General features: G+C 56.8%; 19 protein-coding genes and 1 other RNA gene. 5 read left to right on the top strand and 15 right to left on the bottom strand.

All coding sequences use genetic code 11. The annotated features are described in order from the left end of the window. Positions 1–34: 34 nt before the first annotated feature. The 8 genes from ACTHO6_RS01855 to ACTHO6_RS01820 all read right to left on the bottom strand — a co-directional run bounded on the left by ACTHO6_RS01855 (position 35) and on the right by ACTHO6_RS01820 (position 8,791). Positions 35–1,096: an HD-GYP domain-containing protein gene (locus ACTHO6_RS01855; protein WP_440238729.1), complete on the bottom strand. Its 1,062-nt coding sequence runs from the start codon at positions 1,094–1,096 to the stop codon at positions 35–37. Positions 1,097–1,218: 122 nt separating this feature from the next. Further along, on the bottom strand, positions 1,219–2,094 hold the full coding sequence (locus tag ACTHO6_RS01850; protein WP_440238727.1) for a patatin-like phospholipase family protein: 876 nt from the start codon (positions 2,092–2,094) through the stop codon (positions 1,219–1,221). A 193-nt stretch (positions 2,095–2,287) separates the two neighbouring features. Continuing rightward, positions 2,288–2,599: a hypothetical protein gene (locus ACTHO6_RS01845; RefSeq protein ID WP_440238725.1), complete on the bottom strand. Its 312-nt coding sequence runs from the start codon at positions 2,597–2,599 to the stop codon at positions 2,288–2,290. Positions 2,600–2,643: 44 nt separating this feature from the next. Beyond that, on the bottom strand, positions 2,644–4,161 hold the full coding sequence (locus ACTHO6_RS01840) for a solute symporter family protein (RefSeq protein WP_440239398.1): 1,518 nt from the start codon (positions 4,159–4,161) through the stop codon (positions 2,644–2,646). A gap of 134 nt (positions 4,162–4,295) precedes the next feature. Further along, on the bottom strand, positions 4,296–5,822 hold the full coding sequence (locus tag ACTHO6_RS01835) for a solute symporter family protein (RefSeq protein ID WP_440238723.1): 1,527 nt from the start codon (positions 5,820–5,822) through the stop codon (positions 4,296–4,298). Beyond that, positions 5,819–6,169, bottom strand: coding sequence for a DUF485 domain-containing protein (locus ACTHO6_RS01830; RefSeq protein WP_440238721.1), 351 nt, complete (start codon positions 6,167–6,169; stop codon positions 5,819–5,821). Before ACTHO6_RS01830 ends, ACTHO6_RS01835 begins: the two co-directional genes overlap by 4 nt. A gap of 139 nt (positions 6,170–6,308) precedes the next feature. Next, entirely contained in the window at positions 6,309–7,040 is a 732-nt protein-coding gene (locus ACTHO6_RS01825; protein ID WP_440238719.1) for a LytR/AlgR family response regulator transcription factor, read from the bottom strand. After that, positions 7,040–8,791 (bottom strand): LytS/YhcK type 5TM receptor domain-containing protein, encoded by a 1,752-nt coding sequence (locus ACTHO6_RS01820; RefSeq protein ID WP_440238717.1) that lies wholly within the window; start codon positions 8,789–8,791, stop codon positions 7,040–7,042. The genes ACTHO6_RS01825 and ACTHO6_RS01820 overlap by 1 nt, the downstream gene beginning before the upstream one ends. 133 nt (positions 8,792–8,924) lie before the next feature. Between ACTHO6_RS01820 and asnB the strand changes: the two genes are divergently transcribed. Continuing rightward, positions 8,925–10,772, top strand: a complete 1,848-nt coding sequence (gene asnB / locus ACTHO6_RS01815; protein WP_440238715.1) for an asparagine synthase (glutamine-hydrolyzing) — start codon at positions 8,925–8,927, stop codon at positions 10,770–10,772. A gap of 38 nt (positions 10,773–10,810) precedes the next feature. Here the strand turns inward: asnB and ACTHO6_RS01810 are convergent, their stop codons facing one another. The 3 genes from ACTHO6_RS01810 to rnpB form a co-directional block, all read right to left on the bottom strand. Continuing rightward, positions 10,811–11,428, bottom strand: a complete 618-nt coding sequence (locus ACTHO6_RS01810; protein ID WP_440238713.1) for a DL-endopeptidase inhibitor IseA family protein — start codon at positions 11,426–11,428, stop codon at positions 10,811–10,813. 47 nt (positions 11,429–11,475) lie between these two features. Further along, positions 11,476–13,557: a molybdopterin-containing oxidoreductase family protein gene (locus tag ACTHO6_RS01805; RefSeq protein WP_440238711.1), complete on the bottom strand. Its 2,082-nt coding sequence runs from the start codon at positions 13,555–13,557 to the stop codon at positions 11,476–11,478. Positions 13,558–13,770: 213 nt separating this feature from the next. Next, positions 13,771–14,159: RNase P RNA component class B (rnpB, locus tag ACTHO6_RS01800), an RNA gene on the bottom strand. A 135-nt stretch (positions 14,160–14,294) separates the two neighbouring features. Between rnpB and ACTHO6_RS01795 the strand changes: the two genes are divergently transcribed. After that, on the top strand, positions 14,295–14,603 hold the full coding sequence (locus tag ACTHO6_RS01795; RefSeq protein ID WP_440238709.1) for an iron-sulfur cluster biosynthesis family protein: 309 nt from the start codon (positions 14,295–14,297) through the stop codon (positions 14,601–14,603). A gap of 13 nt (positions 14,604–14,616) precedes the next feature. Next, the gene (locus ACTHO6_RS01790) at positions 14,617–15,147 is read left to right on the top strand and encodes a gamma carbonic anhydrase (protein ID WP_440238707.1); all 531 of its coding nucleotides are present in this window, start codon (positions 14,617–14,619) and stop codon (positions 15,145–15,147) included. A gap of 167 nt (positions 15,148–15,314) precedes the next feature. On the opposite strand, the gene ACTHO6_RS01785 is transcribed toward ACTHO6_RS01790, so the two are convergent. Then, positions 15,315–15,995, bottom strand: a complete 681-nt coding sequence (locus ACTHO6_RS01785; protein ID WP_440238705.1) for a DUF1385 domain-containing protein — start codon at positions 15,993–15,995, stop codon at positions 15,315–15,317. Between the two features lie 78 nt (positions 15,996–16,073). Between ACTHO6_RS01785 and yfkAB the strand changes: the two genes are divergently transcribed. Both yfkAB and ACTHO6_RS01775 read left to right on the top strand, forming a co-directional pair. After that, entirely contained in the window at positions 16,074–17,189 is a 1,116-nt protein-coding gene (yfkAB, locus tag ACTHO6_RS01780; protein WP_440238703.1) for a radical SAM/CxCxxxxC motif protein YfkAB, read from the top strand. A gap of 29 nt (positions 17,190–17,218) precedes the next feature. Beyond that, positions 17,219–17,470 carry a small, acid-soluble spore protein, alpha/beta type gene (locus tag ACTHO6_RS01775; protein WP_440238701.1) on the top strand — a complete coding sequence of 84 codons (252 nt, stop codon included), beginning with the start codon at positions 17,219–17,221 and terminating at the stop codon, positions 17,468–17,470. 73 nt (positions 17,471–17,543) lie between these two features. Here the strand turns inward: ACTHO6_RS01775 and ACTHO6_RS01770 are convergent, their stop codons facing one another. From ACTHO6_RS01770 to ACTHO6_RS01760, 3 genes are all read right to left on the bottom strand, one after another. Then, positions 17,544–17,732: a hypothetical protein gene (locus ACTHO6_RS01770; protein ID WP_440238699.1), complete on the bottom strand. Its 189-nt coding sequence runs from the start codon at positions 17,730–17,732 to the stop codon at positions 17,544–17,546. Positions 17,733–17,854: 122 nt separating this feature from the next. After that, positions 17,855–18,226: a LysM peptidoglycan-binding domain-containing protein gene (locus ACTHO6_RS01765; protein ID WP_440238697.1), complete on the bottom strand. Its 372-nt coding sequence runs from the start codon at positions 18,224–18,226 to the stop codon at positions 17,855–17,857. Positions 18,227–18,430: 204 nt separating this feature from the next. Continuing rightward, positions 18,431–19,966: a fumarate hydratase gene (locus ACTHO6_RS01760; RefSeq protein WP_440238695.1), complete on the bottom strand. Its 1,536-nt coding sequence runs from the start codon at positions 19,964–19,966 to the stop codon at positions 18,431–18,433. Positions 19,967–20,137 lie beyond the last annotated feature (171 nt).

The following is a 20,137-nucleotide window of genomic DNA, read 5'->3' as shown; positions in this document are numbered from 1 at the left end:
CCCTGATTATGTATGTAGGGGAATTCCCTGATCTTTATTCCAATACGCCCACGATAAAAATGGTAGGTTCCGCACCGAGATCGATATCGCATATCTCGTGATCGTCCGTCATCCGCCGATTCGCCTGCTGCTCCCGTCGGATCACCCGCACGACCGGACGAGCGGGCAGACCACGGTTTTGGTCGATGACGACGCCGACCTCGCCTGTGCTCAGCTTGAGCGACGTGCCGATCGGGTACAGGGCGATCGAGCGCAAGAAGTGGATGACCATTCTGTGATCGAAGCGCTTTCCCGCCAAGCCCATGATTCGCTCGCACGCCTCGTAGGGAGGCAGCGTCTCCTCTTCCTCGGAAAGCGGAGAGATCAGATTGTCGTAATCATTGCAGATCGCCACGATTTTGGCGAACTCATGGATCTCGTCACCGCTGAGTCCGCGGGGAACCCCCGTTCCGTCAACCCATTCGTGGTGCTGCAAAGGAATATGCGCAGACACGATGCTCATTTCGTGCTTTTTTCGCAAGATTTCAAACCCTGCCCACGTATGGTGATGAGTCCCGCTGTTTTTCTGGTAGGCAGGCGCTTCCTTGTCCGCCGCCAGCTTGCCGATGTCATGCAAGAGCGCGCCAATCGCCAGCTCTTTCAGTTGAGCGGTGCTGTAGCCAAGACCGACGCCCATCACGGTAGCCATCATGCAGACGTTGAGCGAATGGATGTACAGGGCGTTGTCCGCCGTGCGAATTTCCCCCAGGTTCAAAAGCACCTTGCGATTGCGCAGCGTTTCCTCGACGATGTTGCCCACAGATTTTTGAATGCCGCGCACATCAAAATCCTTTCCGGACTGCACGCACGAAATCGCCCCTGACAAATTGCGAATGGCATCTTTTCGCGTCGTCTCTGTCACGACCTCCTGTTCCTTCGCTTCTTCAAAAAAAGGGTCCTTGATACTGAGCATCGTCACGCCAAAACGGCGCAGTTTATTGATCATGCCGACGGTCAGCTGTACCCCTTTCTGCAAAAGCGTCAAGCCCTCGCTTGTATAAATGCTGCGAGCCAGCACATCTCCAGGCTCAATTTGATCCACGCTCACATATCTCATGGGGTCAATCCTCCTGATTCCTTCTCCCCTGATGCTTTTCCCTCTCTACGTCTGGCAAAAACCTGTTTCGCAGAAGTTTTTACGAACCGTGCCGCACACATAGGAGGTCGTTCTGGCGTGATTTATTCAGCCCGGCCCGTGTCCTGCTGCTTTCCCTTCCCCAGCCAGTCGAGTAAGTCGGAAAAGCAGGCGCGGGCATCTTCATAGCCGAGCGTATAGTAGCGAAGCAGCTTTTCCTGGCGGCGTTCAAATCCCCGCATATAGGTGCCCGTCGGCGGCGCGATGACAAACGCCTTTCCTTCCTGCTGCAACTGTCTGACTTGCTGCGTGGCTTCCAAAAACACGCGAAAATGGCGAATGAGAGCCTGCCCGATCTGGCTACCCCCCGCGAACAGCCTCTCCACGCGCCACATATTGCGCGTCACCCAACCGGGAGACTGGGAGGAAGTCAGAATGACGACATGGCGTTCGTTCCCGTCATTCAGCGATTTTTGCAGCGGAATCGGATGGGTGATTCCTCCGTCCCAAAGCTGACGTCCGTTGATGTTGACCTTCGGGGAGACAAACGGCAGGCTACAGGAAGCGCGAATGACCTGAAACAGATTGTCGCACTCGTTCTTTGTAAAGTAGACGGCTTCCCCGGTCGCACAATCGGTGGCCACGACGACAAATTCCTCCTCCGCCGCCCAAAACCGGTCCAGGGCAAACGGCTCCACCCTTTGCAAAAGCTCGTCGAATATGAAGTCCATGCCGAGCAGAGGCCGTCTTTTCACCAGGTTCCAGGCGTGAAAATAACGCGAATCGCGAATGTACTTGGTGTGCATCGTTTTGCCCAGCCCCGGCTGTCTGGCGAGATAAGCCGCTCCGTTGCAAGCCCCTGCCGATACAGCAATGACGTAGGGAATGTATAGCCCCTGCTCCATGAAATAATCCAGGACACCCGAGGTGTAAATCCCTCTCATGCCCCCTCCTTGCAGAACGAGACCGACCTTTTCCATGGGATCACCCGCCTGTTGTCATTACGGCTAGTATGATTGGCTGGGGCACGGTTCATACAGGCTCTGCGGTGCCAAAAGTGGCCAGCGGAAAGATCCCTACCTTTTTCCACGCCATGGGACAGAAATCAGGTCGCGCGTATCCGAAAATCAGGCATGCACAAAAAAACGACCCGTACAGTGGGGTCGCCGCTTCTTACTCTTCTTTCTTCATGACGCTGTATTCATCGCCCACCATGGTGACGTCCTCTCCTTGCTGAGTCAACTCCAGCTTGTAGAGAATGTCGGAAAGCACCGAGGCAACCATCAAGGTCAAATCTCCCGTATGGACCGGCTGGCGAAAATAGTGCCCGATCATCTCATATCCTTTTCGCTTGAACGGCTCCGGATCGTCCTCGTCCAAGACCTCGCACAATTCAGCGATCAACTCGTTCAGCGCCATTCGCGCCCGCTCGTACACGTCAGGCTGATCGGGGGAAACGGCGTCTGCTTCCTTTTTCCGGTCCAATGTCCTCTCCTCCTTCCCCTTTAGGGTGGAGCAGGAACAAATTTTTATGCAGAATCCGCCTGGCGCGCCGCCCGCGCCTGTGAAGCCCGGATGCCCGTCAACGCCTGGAGCAGCACAAGATCGTAGTGCGCTTCGGCTTCAGGCTTGCGGGAATCCAAGAGCGTGCCGAGCACAGCGCCCAAAAACCCGAGCGGAATCGAGATCAAACCGGGGTTGGTCAGCGGAAAAAGCGGTTCGGCCAAAATCAAGCCCGTCTCCGGGTTCATCACGGTCGGTCCGGCCACGACAAGCGCGACGGAAGCGATTAGCCCCGTCAAGACGCCGCAAATCGCCCCGCGCACGGTAAAGCGTCGCCAGTACAGCGTAAACAATAAGAGCGGCAAATTGGCCGAGGCGGCGACGGCAAAGGTCAGGCCGACGAGAATCGCAACGTTCATCTTTTCCGCGCCGATCGCCAGCCAGATGGAGGCGAAGCCGACGGCCACCGACGAGCATTTGGCCATGGCGACCTGTTCTTTTTCCGACGCCAGCCCACGCCGGATCAGATGGCTGTAGACGTCATGGGCAAAAGCGGACGAGGCGGACAGCACCAGCCCGGTCACCACGGCCAAAATCGTGGCAAAGGCGACTGCGGCGATGTACGCCATCAAAAATTCGCCGCCGAGCGCATCCGCGAGCAGCGTCACCGTCAAATTGCCGCCAAAGCCGACGTTTTTCAGCGCCTCATAGCCGACGAAGGCGCTTGCGCCAAAGCCGAGGAAAATCGTCAGCAAATAAAACGCGCCGATCACCCACGTAGCCGTGTAAATCGAGGAACGGGTAGTCACCGCATCCTTGACCGTAAACAGGCGGGAAATGATGTGCGGCAGCCCGGCGGTGCCGAGAATCAGGGCGAGATGCAGCGAGATCGTCTCCAGCGGCTCGTTCAGTTGGTTGCCCGGATGCAAAAATTGCTCCTGCCACGGCGTAATCGTACTCACGTGGGAAAACATCTCCGACAAGCTCCAGCCGAAGCGGGAAAAGACGATCAGACTGAGGATCAGCGTCCCTGTCAGCAGCAAAATCGCCTTCACGATCTGCACCCACGAGGTCGCGACCATCCCGCCGAAGACGACGTAAAACGTCATCAGGCTGCCGACGATCATCACCGCCGTATCGTAGTGGACGCCGAGCAAATAGTGGATGAGCGCCCCTGCTCCGACGAGCTGCGCGATCATGTAAAAAATCGTAATCAACAGCGTCGTACAGGCGACCACCCCGCGCAGCCACAGGCTGTCGAAGCGGACGGCAATCGCGTCGGCGAGCGTATAGCGCCCCAGGTTGTGCAGCGGCTCCGCGATCAGAAACAAAATGATCAGATAGGAGACAAAAAACCCGATGGCGTACACAAAACCGTCAAAGCCGTACATGGCAATCGTCCCGGCGATGCCGAGAAACGAAGCCGCGCTCATGTAGTCGCCCGCAATGGCAATGCCGTTTTGCAGACCGGTCAGTCGGTTGCCGGCGGCGTAAAACTCGTTGGTCGTGCCCGTCTGCTTGGCAGCCGAATACGTAATCGCCATCGTCCCGATGATGACAGCCAAAAAGAAAATGATCGTCGTCACGGACCCGCTCTCCTTTCCCCGCGCCAAACGAAAAAGCCCAGGGATCACCCTGAGCCTTTTAGTCTGGCAGGAGCTTCCTTGCGTATTTGCTTCTACGCCGAGTCCTTTATTCCTGTGTTCGCCCGCACCAAAATTTCATCGTACTTCGCATCGTTGCGCGAGCTGGACAGCAGTGTGCCAATCCAGGCGGCCAAAAACCCGAGCGGGATGGAGACGATTCCCGGATTCGGCAGCGGGAACAGCGCTTCTCCGACCAAAATCGCTTTTCCGGCAACCGGATTCCAGACGTTGGGGCTCAAAGCCACGAGAATCAGCGAGCTGAACAGCCCGACCAGCATGCCGCTGACCGCCCCTGTCGTGTTAAACCTTCTCCAGAAGATCGTGAACAAAATGACAGGCAGGTTGGCGCTGGCCGCAACGGCGAAGGCAAGGGCGACGAGAAACGCCACGTTCAAACTTTGGGCAAACAGCGCAAGCACGATGGACACGATTGACACCCCTACCGAAGCCCACTTCGCCATCTTCATTTGCTCTTTTTCCGTCGCTTTGCCCTGGCGGATGACATGGCCGTAAAAATCGTGGGCAAACGCCGAGGCGGCTGTCAGCACCAGTCCGGCCACGACGGCGAGAATCGTCGCGAAGGCCACGGCGGATACAAAGGCAAAGAGGAAGTTGCCGCCGAGCGCCTGGGCGAGCAGCGGAGCGCCCATGTTCCCGGCCGCATCCATGTTTTCCGCTCTTACAAACGCCGCTGCGCCAAAGCCGAGGAAAATCGTCATGATGTAGAACAGGCCGATCACCCAAGTGGCGTAGACGACGGACTTGCGGGCCGTCGTCGCGTCTTTTACCGTAAAGAAGCGAATCAGGATGTGCGGCAGCCCGGCCGTTCCCAGCACCAGCGCCAGGTTGAGCGAGATCGTGTCCAGCCCGACCTTGAACTTGTTGCCCGGATTGAGAAACTGCTCCCCGAGCGGCGTCGCCGTCTTCATCTGTTCGAACATCGTCATCAGGTTGAAATCAAACTTGGCAAAGACCATCAGCGAGATGATAAACGTGCCGACCATGAGCAGCACGGCTTTGACAATTTGCACCCACGAGGTTGCCGTCATGCCGCCAAACACGACGTAGACCGTCATCAGCGCCCCTACAATCAAAACAGAGGTCGTGTACTCCAACCCGAGCAACAGCTTGATTAGCGCCCCCGCCCCCACGAGCTGGGCGATCATGTAAAAAATCGAAATGGCGATGGAGTTCAGCGCGGCCACACCACGTACCTGCTTATTGTCAAAACGCGCGGCAATCATGTCCGCCATCGTGTACTTGCCCAGGTTGCGCAACGGCTCCGCTACCAGATACAAAACGACAAGGTAGGCGACGAGAAAGCCGATGCTGTAAAAAAAGCCGTCAAATCCGCTTAGTGCAATCATTCCGGCAATTCCGAGAAACGAAGCGGCAGACATGTAGTCGCCTGCAATCGCGAGTCCGTTTTGCCAGCCGGTCAGACCGCCGCCCGCGGTGTAAAACTCGCTGGTCGTATTCGTCCGCTTGGAAGCGTAATACGTAATCACCAGCGTAAGCAGAACAATCGCCAAAAAAAGTAGAAAGGCCGTTACATTCATTCACCCCTGCCCCCTGTCTCCTGCTTGATTTTCTCCACCAGCTCGTCAAAGCGCGCGGCCTTTTTGGTGTACAAAATACAGAGGCCCCAGGTCATGATGAACTGGGCAAAGGCGAACACCCACGCCCACGAAATCGCGCCAATCGCCGGTCGATTGAGCACGGTGAAGTAGGAGGTCAAGATCGGTAACGTAAAGTAAAACACAAAGAAAAAAATGGAAGATGGCAGGATGAACGCTCGTTTGCGGCGCAACAGCTCCTTGAAGGTGTCGGATTGGATGATCGCTGTGTAATCACTGCTATCCTGCTTCTGGCCCTGTGCGTTCGGCACCGAAAGCGGCTTGCTCATTGGAACCTCCCCCTCTACAAACAAAAATTGTAAGCGCTTCCTCTATTGTAGGAAATCCTGCTCTGTTCGTGTGGCTTTTCGCGCAAGATGTCCGGGGGCGTGCGCCAACGGCTGATTTTGCATCGCGATCTGCAACGCCTCATTCTTCGAGGCGTCTCAGCAAGTCTTTGGCCGAGGTTCGGGACACGGGAATGCGCGTCTTCGCTTCGCCGCCTTTGAGCAGCAGGTTGTAGGCGCCGTTGAACCACGGCTCCAGTTCGCTCACATAGCGCAAGTTGACCAGATAGCTTTTGTGCGTACGGAAAAAATCGTAGCCGGCGAGCTTCTCCACAAGCTGGGTCAGCGTCATCCGCGTGGAATACGTATCGGTCTGGGTGATGATGCGCACGAGCCGTTCTTCGCGCACCGCGTAGACGATCGTATCCGGGTCGATGACGACCAGCCGGCTGTTGTCCTCCACAAGCAGCTTGGAGCGCTTGGGGGCAGCAGGCTCCTGCTTTGGCTTGACCAATCGCTCGCGGATGCGCTGCATCGTTTCCACCAGCCGCTTCGGCTCCGTCGGCTTCAGCAAATAATCGACGGCGTTCAGCTTGAAGGCGTCTACGGCAAACGTCTCATACGCCGTACAGAAGACGATGAGCGGCTGCGGCTTGCGGGCGGCCAGCATTCTCGCTGCCTGTGCCCCTTCCAGCTCCGGCATTTTCATATCGAGAAACACGACGTCCGGCTCGTGCTCGTCGACCATTTCCAGCAGTTCTCGGCCGTTGGTTGCGAAAGGAAGCAGTTCGACATCCCCCTCCTGCTGGAGCAAGTAGCTCAGTTCTTCGCGTGCAAGTCGTTCGTCTTCGGCAATCATGATGCGAATCGGCATCAGGCACTCACCTCTTTTTGAATGGGAATCGCAAACGTAATGGAACTGCCGCCTTCAGGTCTGTTGGCAAAATGCAGCTGGGCATCCGGACCTTGCAGGCTGATGAGCCGCTGGTTGACGTTGTGAACCCCGATACCGTTTCCCTCCTTGCGCTCCATCGGGATTTTGCCCAGGAGAGGAAGCAGCTCTTCCGGAAACCCTCTGCCGTTGTCCTCGATGGTGAACACGACGGCATGGCCCTGCCGCTTTACGCGCAGGCTGATTTCCCCGCCTGCTCCCATGTCGCGCAAGCCGTGGTGGATGCAGTTTTCAATCAGCGGCTGCAAGGTGCCGGGGGGCATGAGCGCGTCTTCCACGCCGGGATCGACCGACGTATGCACGGCGAACTGCTCGGAAAACCGGATGCGGATAATCTCCAAATAAGCGTGCAGGTGCTCCAGCTCCTGGCCGACCGTGACCAGCGCACTTGACGTGAGCTTCAAATTAAAGCGCATGAATACGCCTAGCTGTATCGTCATATGACGGGCAAGCTGCGGGTCGATCCGGATCAAGGTCACGATCGAATTGAGCGTATTGAACAAAAAGTGCGGATGAATTTGCGCTTGCAGCATCCGCAGCTCCGCGTCCTTCATCAGTCCCTTCATCTGCTCGGCGAGCGAGAGCGTCAGCTGGTTGGAGATGAGGTTGCCCAGCCCTTTTGCCAATGCCTCCTGGACTTTGCCGATTTGCTGGGGACGGCGAAAATACAGCTTGATTAGGCCGACGACGCTCCCCCCTTCCTTGATTGGGACGAGAATGGCGGCTTGCAGTTGACATTGCTTGCGCTTGCAGCCGAGCAGCTCCCGGCCCACGCCTTTGCCAATCGAGCCGCTGGCCAGCACACGCTGCTCCAGATCGCTCTGAATCGTTTCTCCGGGCAAGTGATGGTCGGCTCCGGCCCCGACGTGGGCCAGCACGCGCTCCCGATCCGTCACGGCTACCGCGATCGCTTTCGCCTCGCGTTGCAGCACGAGCGCCGCTGCCTGCGCTGTCTGCGGCGTCAGCCCCATCTTCAACTGCGGCAAAATGCGCTGGGCAATCGTGAACGCACGCTCCGCCTCCAAGGCAGCGGAGCGCTCCTCTTCTTGCAGGGCGACGCGAATCATCGTCGTAAAAATGGCAATCGAAATGCTGTTCGTCAGCACCATCGGAATGCCGATGACATTGACCATCGTGCGAACCAGCTCCGGCGGTCCCGACATAATCAACAGCAGCGACATCTGGATCACGGGAGCAAACATGCCGATAAATAGCGCTTTGGAGGGCGAGATCACCCGCTCCTGCGAAAAAAACCGCGCCACATAGCCAGCCAACAGTCCGGTGAGCGGAACGGATAAGCCCATGGGAACGGCGGCGAACCCGCCCAACTGATACAAGTGCATCCCGGCAATCATTCCCGCGCCCAGCCCGACCATCGGCCCGCCCAGAAGTCCTCCGATTACGACGCCGACCAGCGTGGAATTCGCCACGATCTCCTCCCCTGCAAGCGGAAAGATCCAAAAGCTCGGGATGTACCCTCCTCCGCGAACCACCACGCCTGCATATGTGCCCGCGATGCCGAACAAGCCGAACATCATCGAAAAGGCGATGGAGGTTCCAAGGTGCAACTCCCGATCGAGCAACTGGCGGAACAGCGGAATTCTTGTCAGAATGAATCCGAGCGTCAAGAGAATGCCCATCCGTTCGATGAGCAGCAGCGTGAGATTGTCCACGGCTTCCTCCTGTTTTTTGGAAATCTTCTATAAATTCAGCGTTTTGCTCGCAATTCCCTGCTGGACAGACAATCAAGCTGGGCTTTTTGCATACGCTGAGTGTGCAATGCTTCATGGGAAGGGTGATGGGAAGATGTGTGGAATCGTAGGTTGGATTGATTGGGAAAAAGACCTTTCCCAGGAGCGTCTGGTCCTGCAAAAAATGACCCGGTGCCTCACGGATCGCGGACCGGACGCCGAAGGCTTTTGGCTGACTCCACAGGCCGCCCTCGGTCATCGCCGACTCGTCGTGGTAGACCCGGCTGGCGGGCAACAGCCGATGACGGCTCTCAAAAGCGAACATGCCTGCACGATCATTTACAATGGGGAACTGTACAATACGGAGGACTTGCGGCAGGAGTTGCTCGCCTGCGGGCATGCCTTCCAGTCTCATTCCGATACAGAGGTGCTGTTACATACGTACCTGGAATGGGGCATAGGCTGCCTTTCCAAACTGAACGGCATTTTCGCTTTTGCGATCTGGGACGAACGGGCACAGCATCTGTTTGTCGCACGCGACCGGATGGGGGTCAAACCGCTGTTTTACGCGCAACGCGGCAGCTCCTTTCTGCTCGCTTCCGAGTTAAAAGCGCTGCTGGCACACCCCGACGTACGGCCGGAGCTGTCGCGGGAAGGGCTGGCGGAAGTGTTTGGCATCAGCCCCGCGCGCACGCCGGGTCACGGCGTGTTCCACAACGTGCACGAGGTACGACCGGGTTGCTTCCTCACCGTCACACGCGACCGGGTCAAACAGGAACGATACTGGCAACTGGAGAGCCGACCGCACACCGACGATCTGGACACGACGACAGCGCGTGTCAGAGAACTGGTCGTCGATGCCATCAAACGCCAACTGGTGGCGGACGTCCCGGTCGCGACCCTCTTGTCCGGCGGGCTTGATTCCAGCGTCATTACGGCTGTGGCCGCCGACTCTTTCAAAAAAGAAGGCCGCGGAACGCTCCACAGCTACTCCATCGACTATGTAGACAACGACAAGCATTTCAAAGCGAGCGCCTTTCAGCCGAATGAGGACGCGCCTTATGTGCAGCTCGTTTCCACCTTTTTGGGCACGCAGCACCATCGAATCGAATTCGATACAGCTGACCTGGTCGATGCCTTGAAAAAAGCGACACTCGCCCGCGACCTGCCGGGGATGGCGGACGTGGACGCTTCGCTCTACCTGTTTTGCCGCGAGATCAAAAAAGAGACGACCGTGGTCCTCTCCGGCGAATGCGCAGATGAAGTGTTTGGCGGCTACCCGTGGTTTCACCGGGAAGAGCTGCTCCAGGCGGGAACCTTCCCTTGGTCGCGGGCGGTAAAGGAACGGGCCTCGTGGCTTGCGCCCGAACTGCGCGCCTGGGTCAAACCGGAGGAATACGTCGCGAGGCGCTATGCGGAATCGCTCAACGAAGTGCCGCACTTGCCGGGTGAGGACCCGCTGGAAGCGCGTCGCCGGGAAATGTTTTACCTCAATCTGACGTGGTTCATGAACACGCTGCTCGATCGCAAGGACCGGATGAGTATGGCAGCCAGTCTGGAGGCGCGCGTGCCTTTTTGCGACCACCGGATCGTCGAGTACGTCTGGAATATCCCCTGGGAAATGAAAACGCACGGCAATCGTGAAAAAGGGATCTTGCGCAAAGCGATGGAGGGCATTCTCCCCGCCGAAGTGCTCTACCGCAAAAAAAGCCCGTATCCGAAAACGCACAACCCGTCCTACACCGAAGCCGTCCGCACCTGGCTGCTTGCGATTTTGAACGACCCAAGCTCCCCGCTGCTGCAACTGGTCGATGTCCCGGTCATCCGCAAGATTGCCGAGTCGGACGCCCAGGCTTCCAGCATTCCGTTCTTCGGTCAGCTGATGAGCACGCCGCAACTGTTCGCGTACCTGGGCCAGCTGGACTACTGGCTGCGCGAATATCGCGTCACGATCAAGGCGTAGCGTGCCGATGGCAAAAAGCAAGCTCCTCGACCCCATGGTTATGGGGTTTTGAGGAGCTTTTTCTTCCCTTTGCCCTTTGTCTTTTTGGTCGATCTGGCTTCGGGCTTCGCCGCCGGATGCAGGATCGGCTTCGGCATAGGCTTCGGCACTGGCTTCGCAGCGGGCTTCGGCAGCGTCTGCACAGCCGCGGCAAGCGGACGGTATCGCACGTCACCTTCACGGCCGGACCGCTTCATGATCGTAAAGGCATCGGTTTCTCCCGCGCGAATCAAGCGGTAATCCACTCTCGTCTTCTGTTCGCCCCCGACGAGGATCGCTGCCACCACTCGCTGGTTGGGGCGGTTCGCTTTTACCTGTATGGACTGTACGATGCAAGGGAACGTCGGGACCCTGCCATACGGGATGCACAGCTTTCCTTTTAGCGTCCGAAGTTGGAGGTTGCGAATCATCGTCTCGGTCAGTTGCTTTCCCCAATACCTGCGAAAAATGCGGGAGATTTTCCGCTTCGTGTTGTATTGGTCGGGCAAAGGCGTGTAATCGACACCATTGACGGTGTAGACGACCTTCCCGCGCGGCGAGGTGGCAATCTGCGTCCAGACTTGCTCGGCCGAGCTGATTAATTGCTTGAACATGCGCCATTCATCCAAGAATTTCACCCCCTCCATAAACCGTATGGAGAAGGGCTTATGCTAGTACGCCCTTTTTATTTGGCGAGCCTTGCAACGTCCACTCGCCCGGAGAAAAAAGTCGCGCCGCCGCCCATGTCGGCCATGCGATCAGGGGTGAGCGCATTCACATAATGCCTGGCATCCGGGGCATCTGCCCACAAGCCCTGGCTGACCACCACGCCCGGCAGAACATGGTCCCCCACCGATACGACCAGCTCGCATTCTCCCCGATCGTTCCAGACGCGCACCGTATCGCCATCCTCTATGCCTGCGGCGCGAGCATCCGCGCTGTTCATATGCAGGCGAGGAACTTTCTCCATCTTGACGTGCTTGTCATTGTTGGAAAACGTCGAGTTCAAAAAGTTGTGATTCGGACCGGGCACGAATTGGTACGGATAATCGCCGTCCTTCACCAGAGGCGTATAGGTCGGCAAAGCCGGGTATCCTCTGTCTGCCATCGCTTGCGAGTACAGCTCGATTTTTCCGCTCGGGGTATTCAGGCGGCCGGTAAAGTACGAGCCGACTTTCGCTTTCATGAAGTTTCGTTCCGCGAGCGTCTCGAAGTCGATTCCTTCCAGATGCGGATTGCCGTGTCCTTGCAGCGCCTGGCGAATCATCTCCTCGTCAGAATCGCGGAAGGCCGGCTCGTCGTAGCCCATGGCGGCAGCGAGCAAGCGAAATACTTCCGTGTTGGACTTGCTCTCGCCGTAAGGGGGAAGCACCGGCTTTTGCAGGTGAATGTAGTGATGCCAGTAGCTTGTGTAAAAGTCCATGTTTTCGTACGAGGACGTAGCAGGCAGAACGATGTCGGCATAACGCGCCGTCTCGGTTACAAACAGATCGTGGACAACCGTGAACAAATCTTCCCGCGCCAGCCCCTGTCTGACTTTGTTGCCGTCCGGGGCGACAATCGCGGGGTTGCTCGTGTACACAAACAGCGACTTCACGGGCGGGTCGGCCGTAAGAAGCGCTTTGCCCAGCTCGTTCATGTTGATGACGCGCGTGTTTTTGTTCGCGAGCAGGTCCGGTCGCTGGAGGGCGTTTTTGTTGTGCTCCAAATAGCCTTTGTTGCCTTTGATCGCGCCCCCGCCGCGCACGAGCCACTGTCCGGTGAGCGCGGGCAGACAGGCGATCGTTCGCACGCACATGCCGCCATTGTCGTGATGCTGAATGCCGTTGCCGATGCGGATAAAGGCTGGCGATGTCTGTCCGTACATGCGCGCCAGCTTGTAAATATCGTCAACCGGGACGCCGGTGATCTTCGATACGGTAGCCGGGTCGTACGCTTTTACATGCTCCCTCAGTTCTTCGTGGCCGACCGTGTACGCTTGCAAAAAGGTGGAATCGACCAGGTTTTCTGCGAACAACACGTGCATGAGTCCGAGCGCCAAGGCGGTATCTGTCCCGGGCAATATCGGAATGAACCAGTCGGCCCAGCGTCCTGTCTGGTTTTTATGGACGTCGATGACGACGATTTTCGCGCCGTTTTTCCGCGCCTGCTCGGCCAGCACGACCTGGTGCATGTTCGTGCTGACAGTATTGATTCCCCACATGATGAGCAGCTTGGCGTGTACCGTGTCCTCGGGGTCTGTCCCGAAGGCGCCGCCCATCGTGAAGTTGTAGCCGACCGCTCCGGCGCTGTTGCAAATCGTGCGGTCGAGAATGCTCGCGCCCATGCGGTGGAAAAAGCGCCGATCCATTCCCTCCACATTGATCCGGCCCATGTTTCCGTAAAAGCTGTACGGCAAGATCGCCTCGGGGCCGTCTGTCGCAATCAAGCTGCGCCAGCGCGAAGCAATCGTCTCGATCGCTTCCTCCCAGCTGATGCGGACAAATTCGCCGCTGCCTTTTTTGCCGACGCGCTTGAGCGGATAGGCCAGCCGCTTTGGATCGTACAGGCGCGCGGCCATGTTGCGCACCTTGTTGCAAATGTTCCCTCTCGTCACCGGATGGTTCGGATCGCCCTCGACTTTCACCAGCTTGCCATCCTGCTTATGAAGCAACAGGCCGCACTGATCCGGGCAATCCAGGGAGCAGACGGCCGGAAATACGCCATTTTCCTCTGTCGTGAAGGTCACGGTAGGTTCCCTCTTTCGTCTTTTGCTTTGTAATTCCATGTAACCAGATCAAGTAACAATCCTTTTTTTGTATTGTAGCACGAGCGGTGAACATTTTCGCTAGCAAAAACGCTGCTGCCTCCTTCTCGTGTCCCTTTCCCTCTCGAACCGAACAGAAACGGGAAAAGCGCGATAGAAGCGAAAAGAAGCTGCCCTTCCGTAGAAACATCTACGGATGGGACAGCTCCTCTTGTTCTCTTATCCAGCAGGAAATGCTATAAGCCAGGTTCTGTCTCTCCCGTGCTGCAAGCGGGACGCATCCCTCGCACCAAGAGCGGTAGCCATCTATCTATGGCATCCGAAGATACCATCCGTCCCTTCCGTTTGATTCCTTCAGGACGGTTCCCCTACCAAATTTGGGTTTCTCGCTCGCAGGGTTTACCGCGTTCCATCTTTTCTGTCGCCAGAAAAGCTACGTTTCTGTGGCACTTTCAGCGTACTCGGGCCTCAGAGAGAGCCCTTTCCACGCCGTCAGCGAGGCCAAACCTCGCTGCCCTGGCTTGCGCCAGGTACGAACACTCCAAGCATCTCAGCTTGGGCGAGCCTGGACTTTCCTCTACCGCCCATCGCCGAAACGATGGCGGCAGCGGCTACCCGCATTTCCTGCTTGTTCAGAATCAGTACTGTCTAGTCTAGCATATACCCGATAAGCAGTCAATCGGCAAAAACCGGAACGTTCCCATTCGATCCTGTAGCCAACCTGTAGTACAATAAAGAAGCTACAAGGAGGGATGACCGTGATAACCATTACTCCGCAGGCAGCAGCACGCCTGGCTCTGATGATCGCGGAAGAGCGTGACGCAGACAAGCTGGGGATCAAGCTCGTTCCGACAACGACAGGCTGCGGCAGCTTTACCTACAGCATTGCCATCACCGAGGCGGAAAAACACGACCAGGTACAGCTCATCAACGAGATACGCTTTTTGTACCAGCCGCAAGACGTAGACAAGCTGCTCGGAACTGTCATCGATTGCGATCCTGTCACGGGGCGGTTTTCCATTCTCCATCCCCGGCCGCAAGAGGCACATTGCCCGCATACTCACTGACCAGGAGGTTATTATGCTACTGCTTTCGTTCGAAAACATCAAGCCCAGGATTCATCCAACCGTTTTCCTCGCCAAAGGCTCCGTCGTATCAGGTGACGTGGAAATCGGCGAGGATTCTTCCATTTGGTACAACACCGTCATTCGCGGCGACATCGCGCCGACCATCATCGGCAAGCGCGTGAGCGTGCAGGACAATAGCACGCTGCACCAAAGCCCGAACAATCCGTTGATTCTCGAAGACGAAGTAACGGTCGGCCACAACGCCGTGCTGCACAGCTGCATCGTCCGCCGCGGCGCTTTGATCGGCATGGGCGCGATTGTGCTGGACCGCGCCGAGATCGGCGAAGAAGCGATGGTCGCGGCTGGCGCACTCGTCCCGCCCGGCATGAAAGTGCCGCCCCGCACGCTCGTGGTCGGCAACCCAGCGAAGGTCAAGCGGGAGCTGACCGAAGCAGACTTCCAAGAGCTGGTGCGCATTCGCCAGTCGTATGTGGACAAAGGAAAAATGTACCGCAAGCTGGAAGAAAGCCCGCTGGAGCGGTAATGGAGAAAGGTCGAGGCCAAGCGTGCCCCGGCCTTTTCCTTCGTACCCGTTTATCCGCTTACCCGCTGCCCGCTGCCCAGAAAAAAGGGGCCTGCTGACATGGACAGAAAAAAAGCAGCGTATCCATAAAAGGACACCCTGCTCTTTTCCTGCCTGCCCGCTCGCATTCAAGCGGAACGCTGCCGCTCCACCTCGCGAATGTGCTCAAACAGCAGATAGGAGCGAATCGCCGTCTCCAGGTGCAGGCGATCCGGCTCTTTTGTCGTGAAGTGCTTTTGAAAAAAGGCGGACAGCTTGTAAAGCGCGCCGCAATATTTGCGCACGTAGCGATCTCCGAACATGCCGACCAAAAGACCGCCCACGCCGCAGACCACGCTCCACTCCAGCGGCAACCACCAGACCGCGAGCAAAAATCCGACAAAAAACCAGACGACCAGATTGGTCGAGCAGCCGTCGTTGACGATATCGGCTTTGGCGATTTGCGGCAAGGCCGCCAGCGACTTTCTGCCCGGATAGCTAAAGACTTTGTGTTCAGCACCGTGAAACTTTTTCATCATTCTTGGAAACACAAAATGGAAGCCGGCGATATACACCGCTACCCACAGCGGGTCGACCATCGCCCATGCCGGATTGACCAGGGCTGCAACCGCATAACCAGCCAGCAGGAGGTGAAAAAGCTGATAATACCAGGGAAAGGAGAACAAAATACGATACCACAGCTTTCCGATCGTCTTGAGCGTAATTTTTTCCGCCCACGTATGGATGACGCCGTTTTTTACTTCTGCACAAGCAAGCACGTTTCGATCATGAAAAAGCACACCGCGTCCAAAAGACATCCCCATAATCATGCCGTTAGCTATTCTCCTTCCGCTCTAATGTCGTTATAATAGGTTGAGTTGTACGCAGAATGAAGGAGGTTTCCACCATTGATCCGCATGGTTCCAACAACCCCACTCACACCGATTCACGATCCATGGGAGCCGTTGTTTAATGCGACACCCCCCGCTTACAAATTGACCAGCGTGGAGTTTACGGTAACGAATCTGTGCAATCTCCGCTGCGAGCATTGCGCGGTTGGTGATACATTGCGATACAAGGACGATCCTGCCCTGCCAGTCGATCTGATCCTGCGCCGTCTGGACGAAGCGAAAGATTTGCTTACGCTAAGTATAACAGGCGGAGAACCGATGTACAGCGAACGAACGGTCAAGGAAGTCATCCTGCCGATCCTGCGCTACGCGGCGGACCGCGGGCTGCGCACACAGATCAACTCGAACATGACCATGCCGTTTTCCCGTTACGAGCTGATTTTGCCGTATCTGGATGTGCTGCATATTTCCTGGAACTGGTCTACGCCCGAGGAATTTCATGCTATTGTGTACGCAAAAGCAAGGCAATCGGTTTCACCGAAACAGGCAGAAGCGCAGTTTGCGCGCATCATGGACAATTCCCGCAAGCTCGCCGAGGCAGGCGTGTTCGTCTCTGCGGAAACGATGCTCAATCACCGGACATGGCCGAAGCTCGATACGCTGCATCGGCAAATTCAGGAGATGGGCTGCCGCCGGCACGAGGTTCACCCGATGTACGCCAGCGACTTTGCCCGCGATCTCAACGTGCTGTCGCTGGATGAGCTGCGCCAGGCCATCCACCGGATGCTCGACATTCGCAACGAAAACGTGTGGATGCTGTTCGGGACTCTCCCCTTTTTCGCCTGCAGCCCCGATCCGGCGGACAGAGAGCTGATCCAAAGACTGCGAAATGCGAAAAATGTGACGACCCGCAATGATCCGGACGGTCGGAATCGCTTGAATATCAACATTTTTACAGGCGATGTGATCGTGACAGACTTCGGCGACGTCGAGCCGCTCGGCAATATCCGGCATGACCAGCTGCAAACGATGTTTGACACCTGGCAGCGCCATTCCCTGAACCAGAAGATCAACTGCTTCTGTCCGGCGGCCAAGTGCGCCGGACCGAACCTGCTCGTTGCCAACACTTACTATCCGGAGACGAACTTCACATTGCGCAAGGCACTCGTCTAGTGGGCACACTAAGCCGAGAGGTGATCTCCATGAGCAGACGAAAGCGCCCTCTCGTCCCAGGTGCCAGAGAAGGGCTCGATGCCTTGAAAGCGCAAGTCGCCCATGTCTCCGATCCGAACCAGGCGAAGTACGAAGTGGCTTCCGAGCTTCACGTCCCGCTGCAGCGCGGCTACAACGGCCAGCTCAGCTCGCACGACGCCGGCCGGATCGGCGGACGACTGGGCGGCAGCATGGTAAAGGAAATGGTGCGAATGGCCGCGCAAGCCATGAAGCCAAAATAAAGCCAATCGGCAGCAGCGCCCATACAAAAACCGCCCCGAAGATTTTGGAGGCGGTTTTTTGCTGTTTGGCCCATCATTTGAGTTTGTCGAGATTTTTCGCACTCGGCTTGCGTGGTCCCAGCATCGACTTGCTGATGTTGTTCACTTTGTGAAAGGAATCGAATACCTGGTCGATGACTTCCACCAGTTCGCGAATCTGGACCACTTTTCCATAGACGCCCATGAAATGGTGTCTGACGTTTTTGCCGTTAAACCCTAGCATGGCCGCACCTCCTCGTAATCCTCTCGTACCACTTTATGCAGCTAGGGGCCAAGAGGCAATGGCGGCGGGGAAAATTCTTTGCCCCTGGCAAACGGAAAAGACAGGCCCGGCCATTCGGCCGCTTAACGCGGACGCGGAGTGGTGGTCGGCCGTGGTCGAGGAGTCGGAATGGGCAACGGACCGGGAACGCCACGTTCCAGCTGGGTCACACGTCCCTCCAGACGGTTGATGCGCGTTTCCAGGCGATCCACGCGATCATCTACTTTGGTATAGTCTTCCCGCAGGGCGTCCACCCGGTTTTCCAGACGATTCAATCTCCGTTCCACATCACTCGTCGGCGCTGGCGTGGCAGCGACCGGGATGTACAGGTTTTGACCGACGTAAATGTAATACGGGTACGCGATATTGTTTACGCGGATCAATTCCTGAACGGGCACGCCAAAACGAGCAGCAATACTGTTCAGGGTATCTCCGGCACGGACTGTATAGTTCACGAGGCTCCCTCCCTTTGTCGTTTCTTGTTCGTTACTAGCCTATGCCCGCCCGGAGATAGGGGAGATAAACCAATACCCATTTTTACAAAGATAGGTAGACACCCAGTCTATTCGCCGTTGCAGACGCGCATCGCCAAGGCGCGAAAAAAAGCCTCCGGCGCACATGAGGCGCCAGAGGCTGTTCATCTGGAAAACTTGTGAGGCTTATTGAAATACGGGATCGGCAAACTGCGCCAATTTTTCCAGGGACGATTTCTCGACATCCGCATGCAAGCTGTTGCCGTGGGAATCCATCGTCACGATGGCGGCGAAGCCTTTGACACGCAAATGCCACATCGCTTCCGGAATGCCGAATTCCAGGAAGTCCACGCCCTCTACTTTTTCCAGGCACTGTGCGTAGTATTGAGCGGCACCCCCGATGGCATTCAGGTACACAGCGCCATGCTCGTTCAGCGCTTTCAACGTTTTTGCGCCCATTCCGCCTTTTCCGATTACGGCACGGATTCCGAATTTCTTGATAATCTCGCCCTGGTATGGCTCCTCGCGGATAGAAGTCGTCGGTCCAGCCGCTTTTACATGCCACTCGCCCGCTTCATCCTTCAACATAACCGGACCGCAATGGTAGATGATTCCCCCATTGAGGTCCACAGGACAGTCGTGATCCATGAGGTAGCTGTGCAACGCATCGCGGCCTGTGTGCATGATGCCGTTGATGATGACGACGTCGCCTACTTTCAGGCTGCGGATTTGTTCTTCCGAGATCGGCGCTTCGAGCACAACCTCGCGACGGCTTTCGCCTTCCTCGCTCGCTGCTGCCGCAGGAGCCACGTCCATCTCGACTTTCTCGTCCTTGTACAGGTACCGGATGATTTCGCCTGTTTCGGCGTTCAGACGCACGCCTTGACGGCGGAACGCCCAGCAGTTGTAGGCAACGGAAACGAAAAAGCTTGCGGGCAGGCGGTTTTCCACGCCCACTTTACAGCCGAGCAAGGTCGAGTTTCCGCCGAAGCCCATTGTCCCGATTCCCAGTTGGTTCGCCGTTTCCATAATGTAGTTTTCCAGCGCAGCCAGGTCCGGATTCGGATTGACATCATCCACTGGACGGAACAGCTGATGCTTCGCCAGCGCATAGCCCGAGGTGCGATCGCCGCCGATGCCTACGCCGATGAAGCCGGCGCTACAGCCTTGGCCTTGCGCCTGGTAGACGGCATGCAAAATGCATTTGCGCACGCCATCGAGGTTGCGGCCCGCTTTGCCCAGACCTTCCAGCTCACAGGGCAGCGAGTACTGAATGTTCTTGTTCTCACAGCCGCCGCCTTTCAAGATGAGCTTGATCTCGATTTCATCCTCTTCCCATTGCTCGAAGTGAATGACCGGAGTCCCTGGTCCCAGGTTATCCCCGCTGTTTGCTCCTGTCAGGGAGTCGACGGAGTTGGGGCGCAGCTTGCCTGTCTTGGTCGCCTCCGCAATCGCTTCCTTGATCGCTTGCTTGATGATGAGCTGGTTGACGCCAACCGGCGTTTTCACCTCAAATGTCGGCATCCCCGTATCTTGACAGATCGGGGAGACGTTTTCCTCGGCCATCACGATGTTTTGTGCAATCGTGGACAAAGACAGCGCGGCACGCGTGCCCAAATCTTCTTTCAGCTTGGCTGCATTGACGGCGCGACGCACGTCTGGCGGCAGATTCGTTGACGTATCCGTGATGAGTTCCAGAATGCTTTGCTTCAAGTTTTCCATCTAGGACGCCCCTTTTGACGTAAATGTGAATGGTAGCTTAAACCGCCTATTATTATAGCACACGCTCTCCCCCCTGTCCGTAGATTGCTGACCAAAGACGCGTGAAACGTTCAGGCAGCCTCCTGCGTCCTATGACTGAATACACATCCAGCCAAAATAGAGAGCCGAGGG

The organism is Brevibacillus sp. SAFN-007a (assembly GCF_051967035.1).
Classification (GTDB): Bacteria; Bacillota; Bacilli; order Brevibacillales; family Brevibacillaceae; genus Brevibacillus.
This window is presented reverse-complemented; position numbering and strand designations above follow the sequence as displayed.

Bases quoted from the DNA above. Each gene is read 5' to 3' on its own strand.
- ACTHO6_RS01855 (WP_440238729.1), bottom strand. From the start codon at position 1,096: ATGAGATATGTGAGCGTGGATCAAATTGAGCCTGGAGATGTGCTGGCT.
- ACTHO6_RS01850 (WP_440238727.1), bottom strand. From the start codon at position 2,094: ATGGAAAAGGTCGGTCTCGTTCTGCAAGGAGGGGGCATGAGAGGGATT.
- ACTHO6_RS01840 (WP_440239398.1), bottom strand. From the start codon at position 4,161: ATGGCGATTACGTATTCGGCTGCCAAGCAGACGGGCACGACCAACGAG.
- ACTHO6_RS01835 (WP_440238723.1), bottom strand. From the start codon at position 5,822: ATGAATGTAACGGCCTTTCTACTTTTTTTGGCGATTGTTCTGCTTACG.
- ACTHO6_RS01830 (WP_440238721.1), bottom strand. From the start codon at position 6,169: ATGAGCAAGCCGCTTTCGGTGCCGAACGCACAGGGCCAGAAGCAGGAT.
- ACTHO6_RS01825 (WP_440238719.1), bottom strand. From the start codon at position 7,040: ATGCCGATTCGCATCATGATTGCCGAAGACGAACGACTTGCACGCGAA.
- asnB (WP_440238715.1), top strand. From the start codon at position 8,925: ATGTGTGGAATCGTAGGTTGGATTGATTGGGAAAAAGACCTTTCCCAG.
- ACTHO6_RS01805 (WP_440238711.1), bottom strand. From the start codon at position 13,557: ATGGAATTACAAAGCAAAAGACGAAAGAGGGAACCTACCGTGACCTTC.
- ACTHO6_RS01790 (WP_440238707.1), top strand. From the start codon at position 14,617: ATGCTACTGCTTTCGTTCGAAAACATCAAGCCCAGGATTCATCCAACC.
- ACTHO6_RS01785 (WP_440238705.1), bottom strand. From the start codon at position 15,995: ATGATTATGGGGATGTCTTTTGGACGCGGTGTGCTTTTTCATGATCGA.
- ACTHO6_RS01775 (WP_440238701.1), top strand. From the start codon at position 17,219: ATGAGCAGACGAAAGCGCCCTCTCGTCCCAGGTGCCAGAGAAGGGCTC.
- ACTHO6_RS01770 (WP_440238699.1), bottom strand. From the start codon at position 17,732: ATGCTAGGGTTTAACGGCAAAAACGTCAGACACCATTTCATGGGCGTC.
- ACTHO6_RS01760 (WP_440238695.1), bottom strand. From the start codon at position 19,966: ATGGAAAACTTGAAGCAAAGCATTCTGGAACTCATCACGGATACGTCA.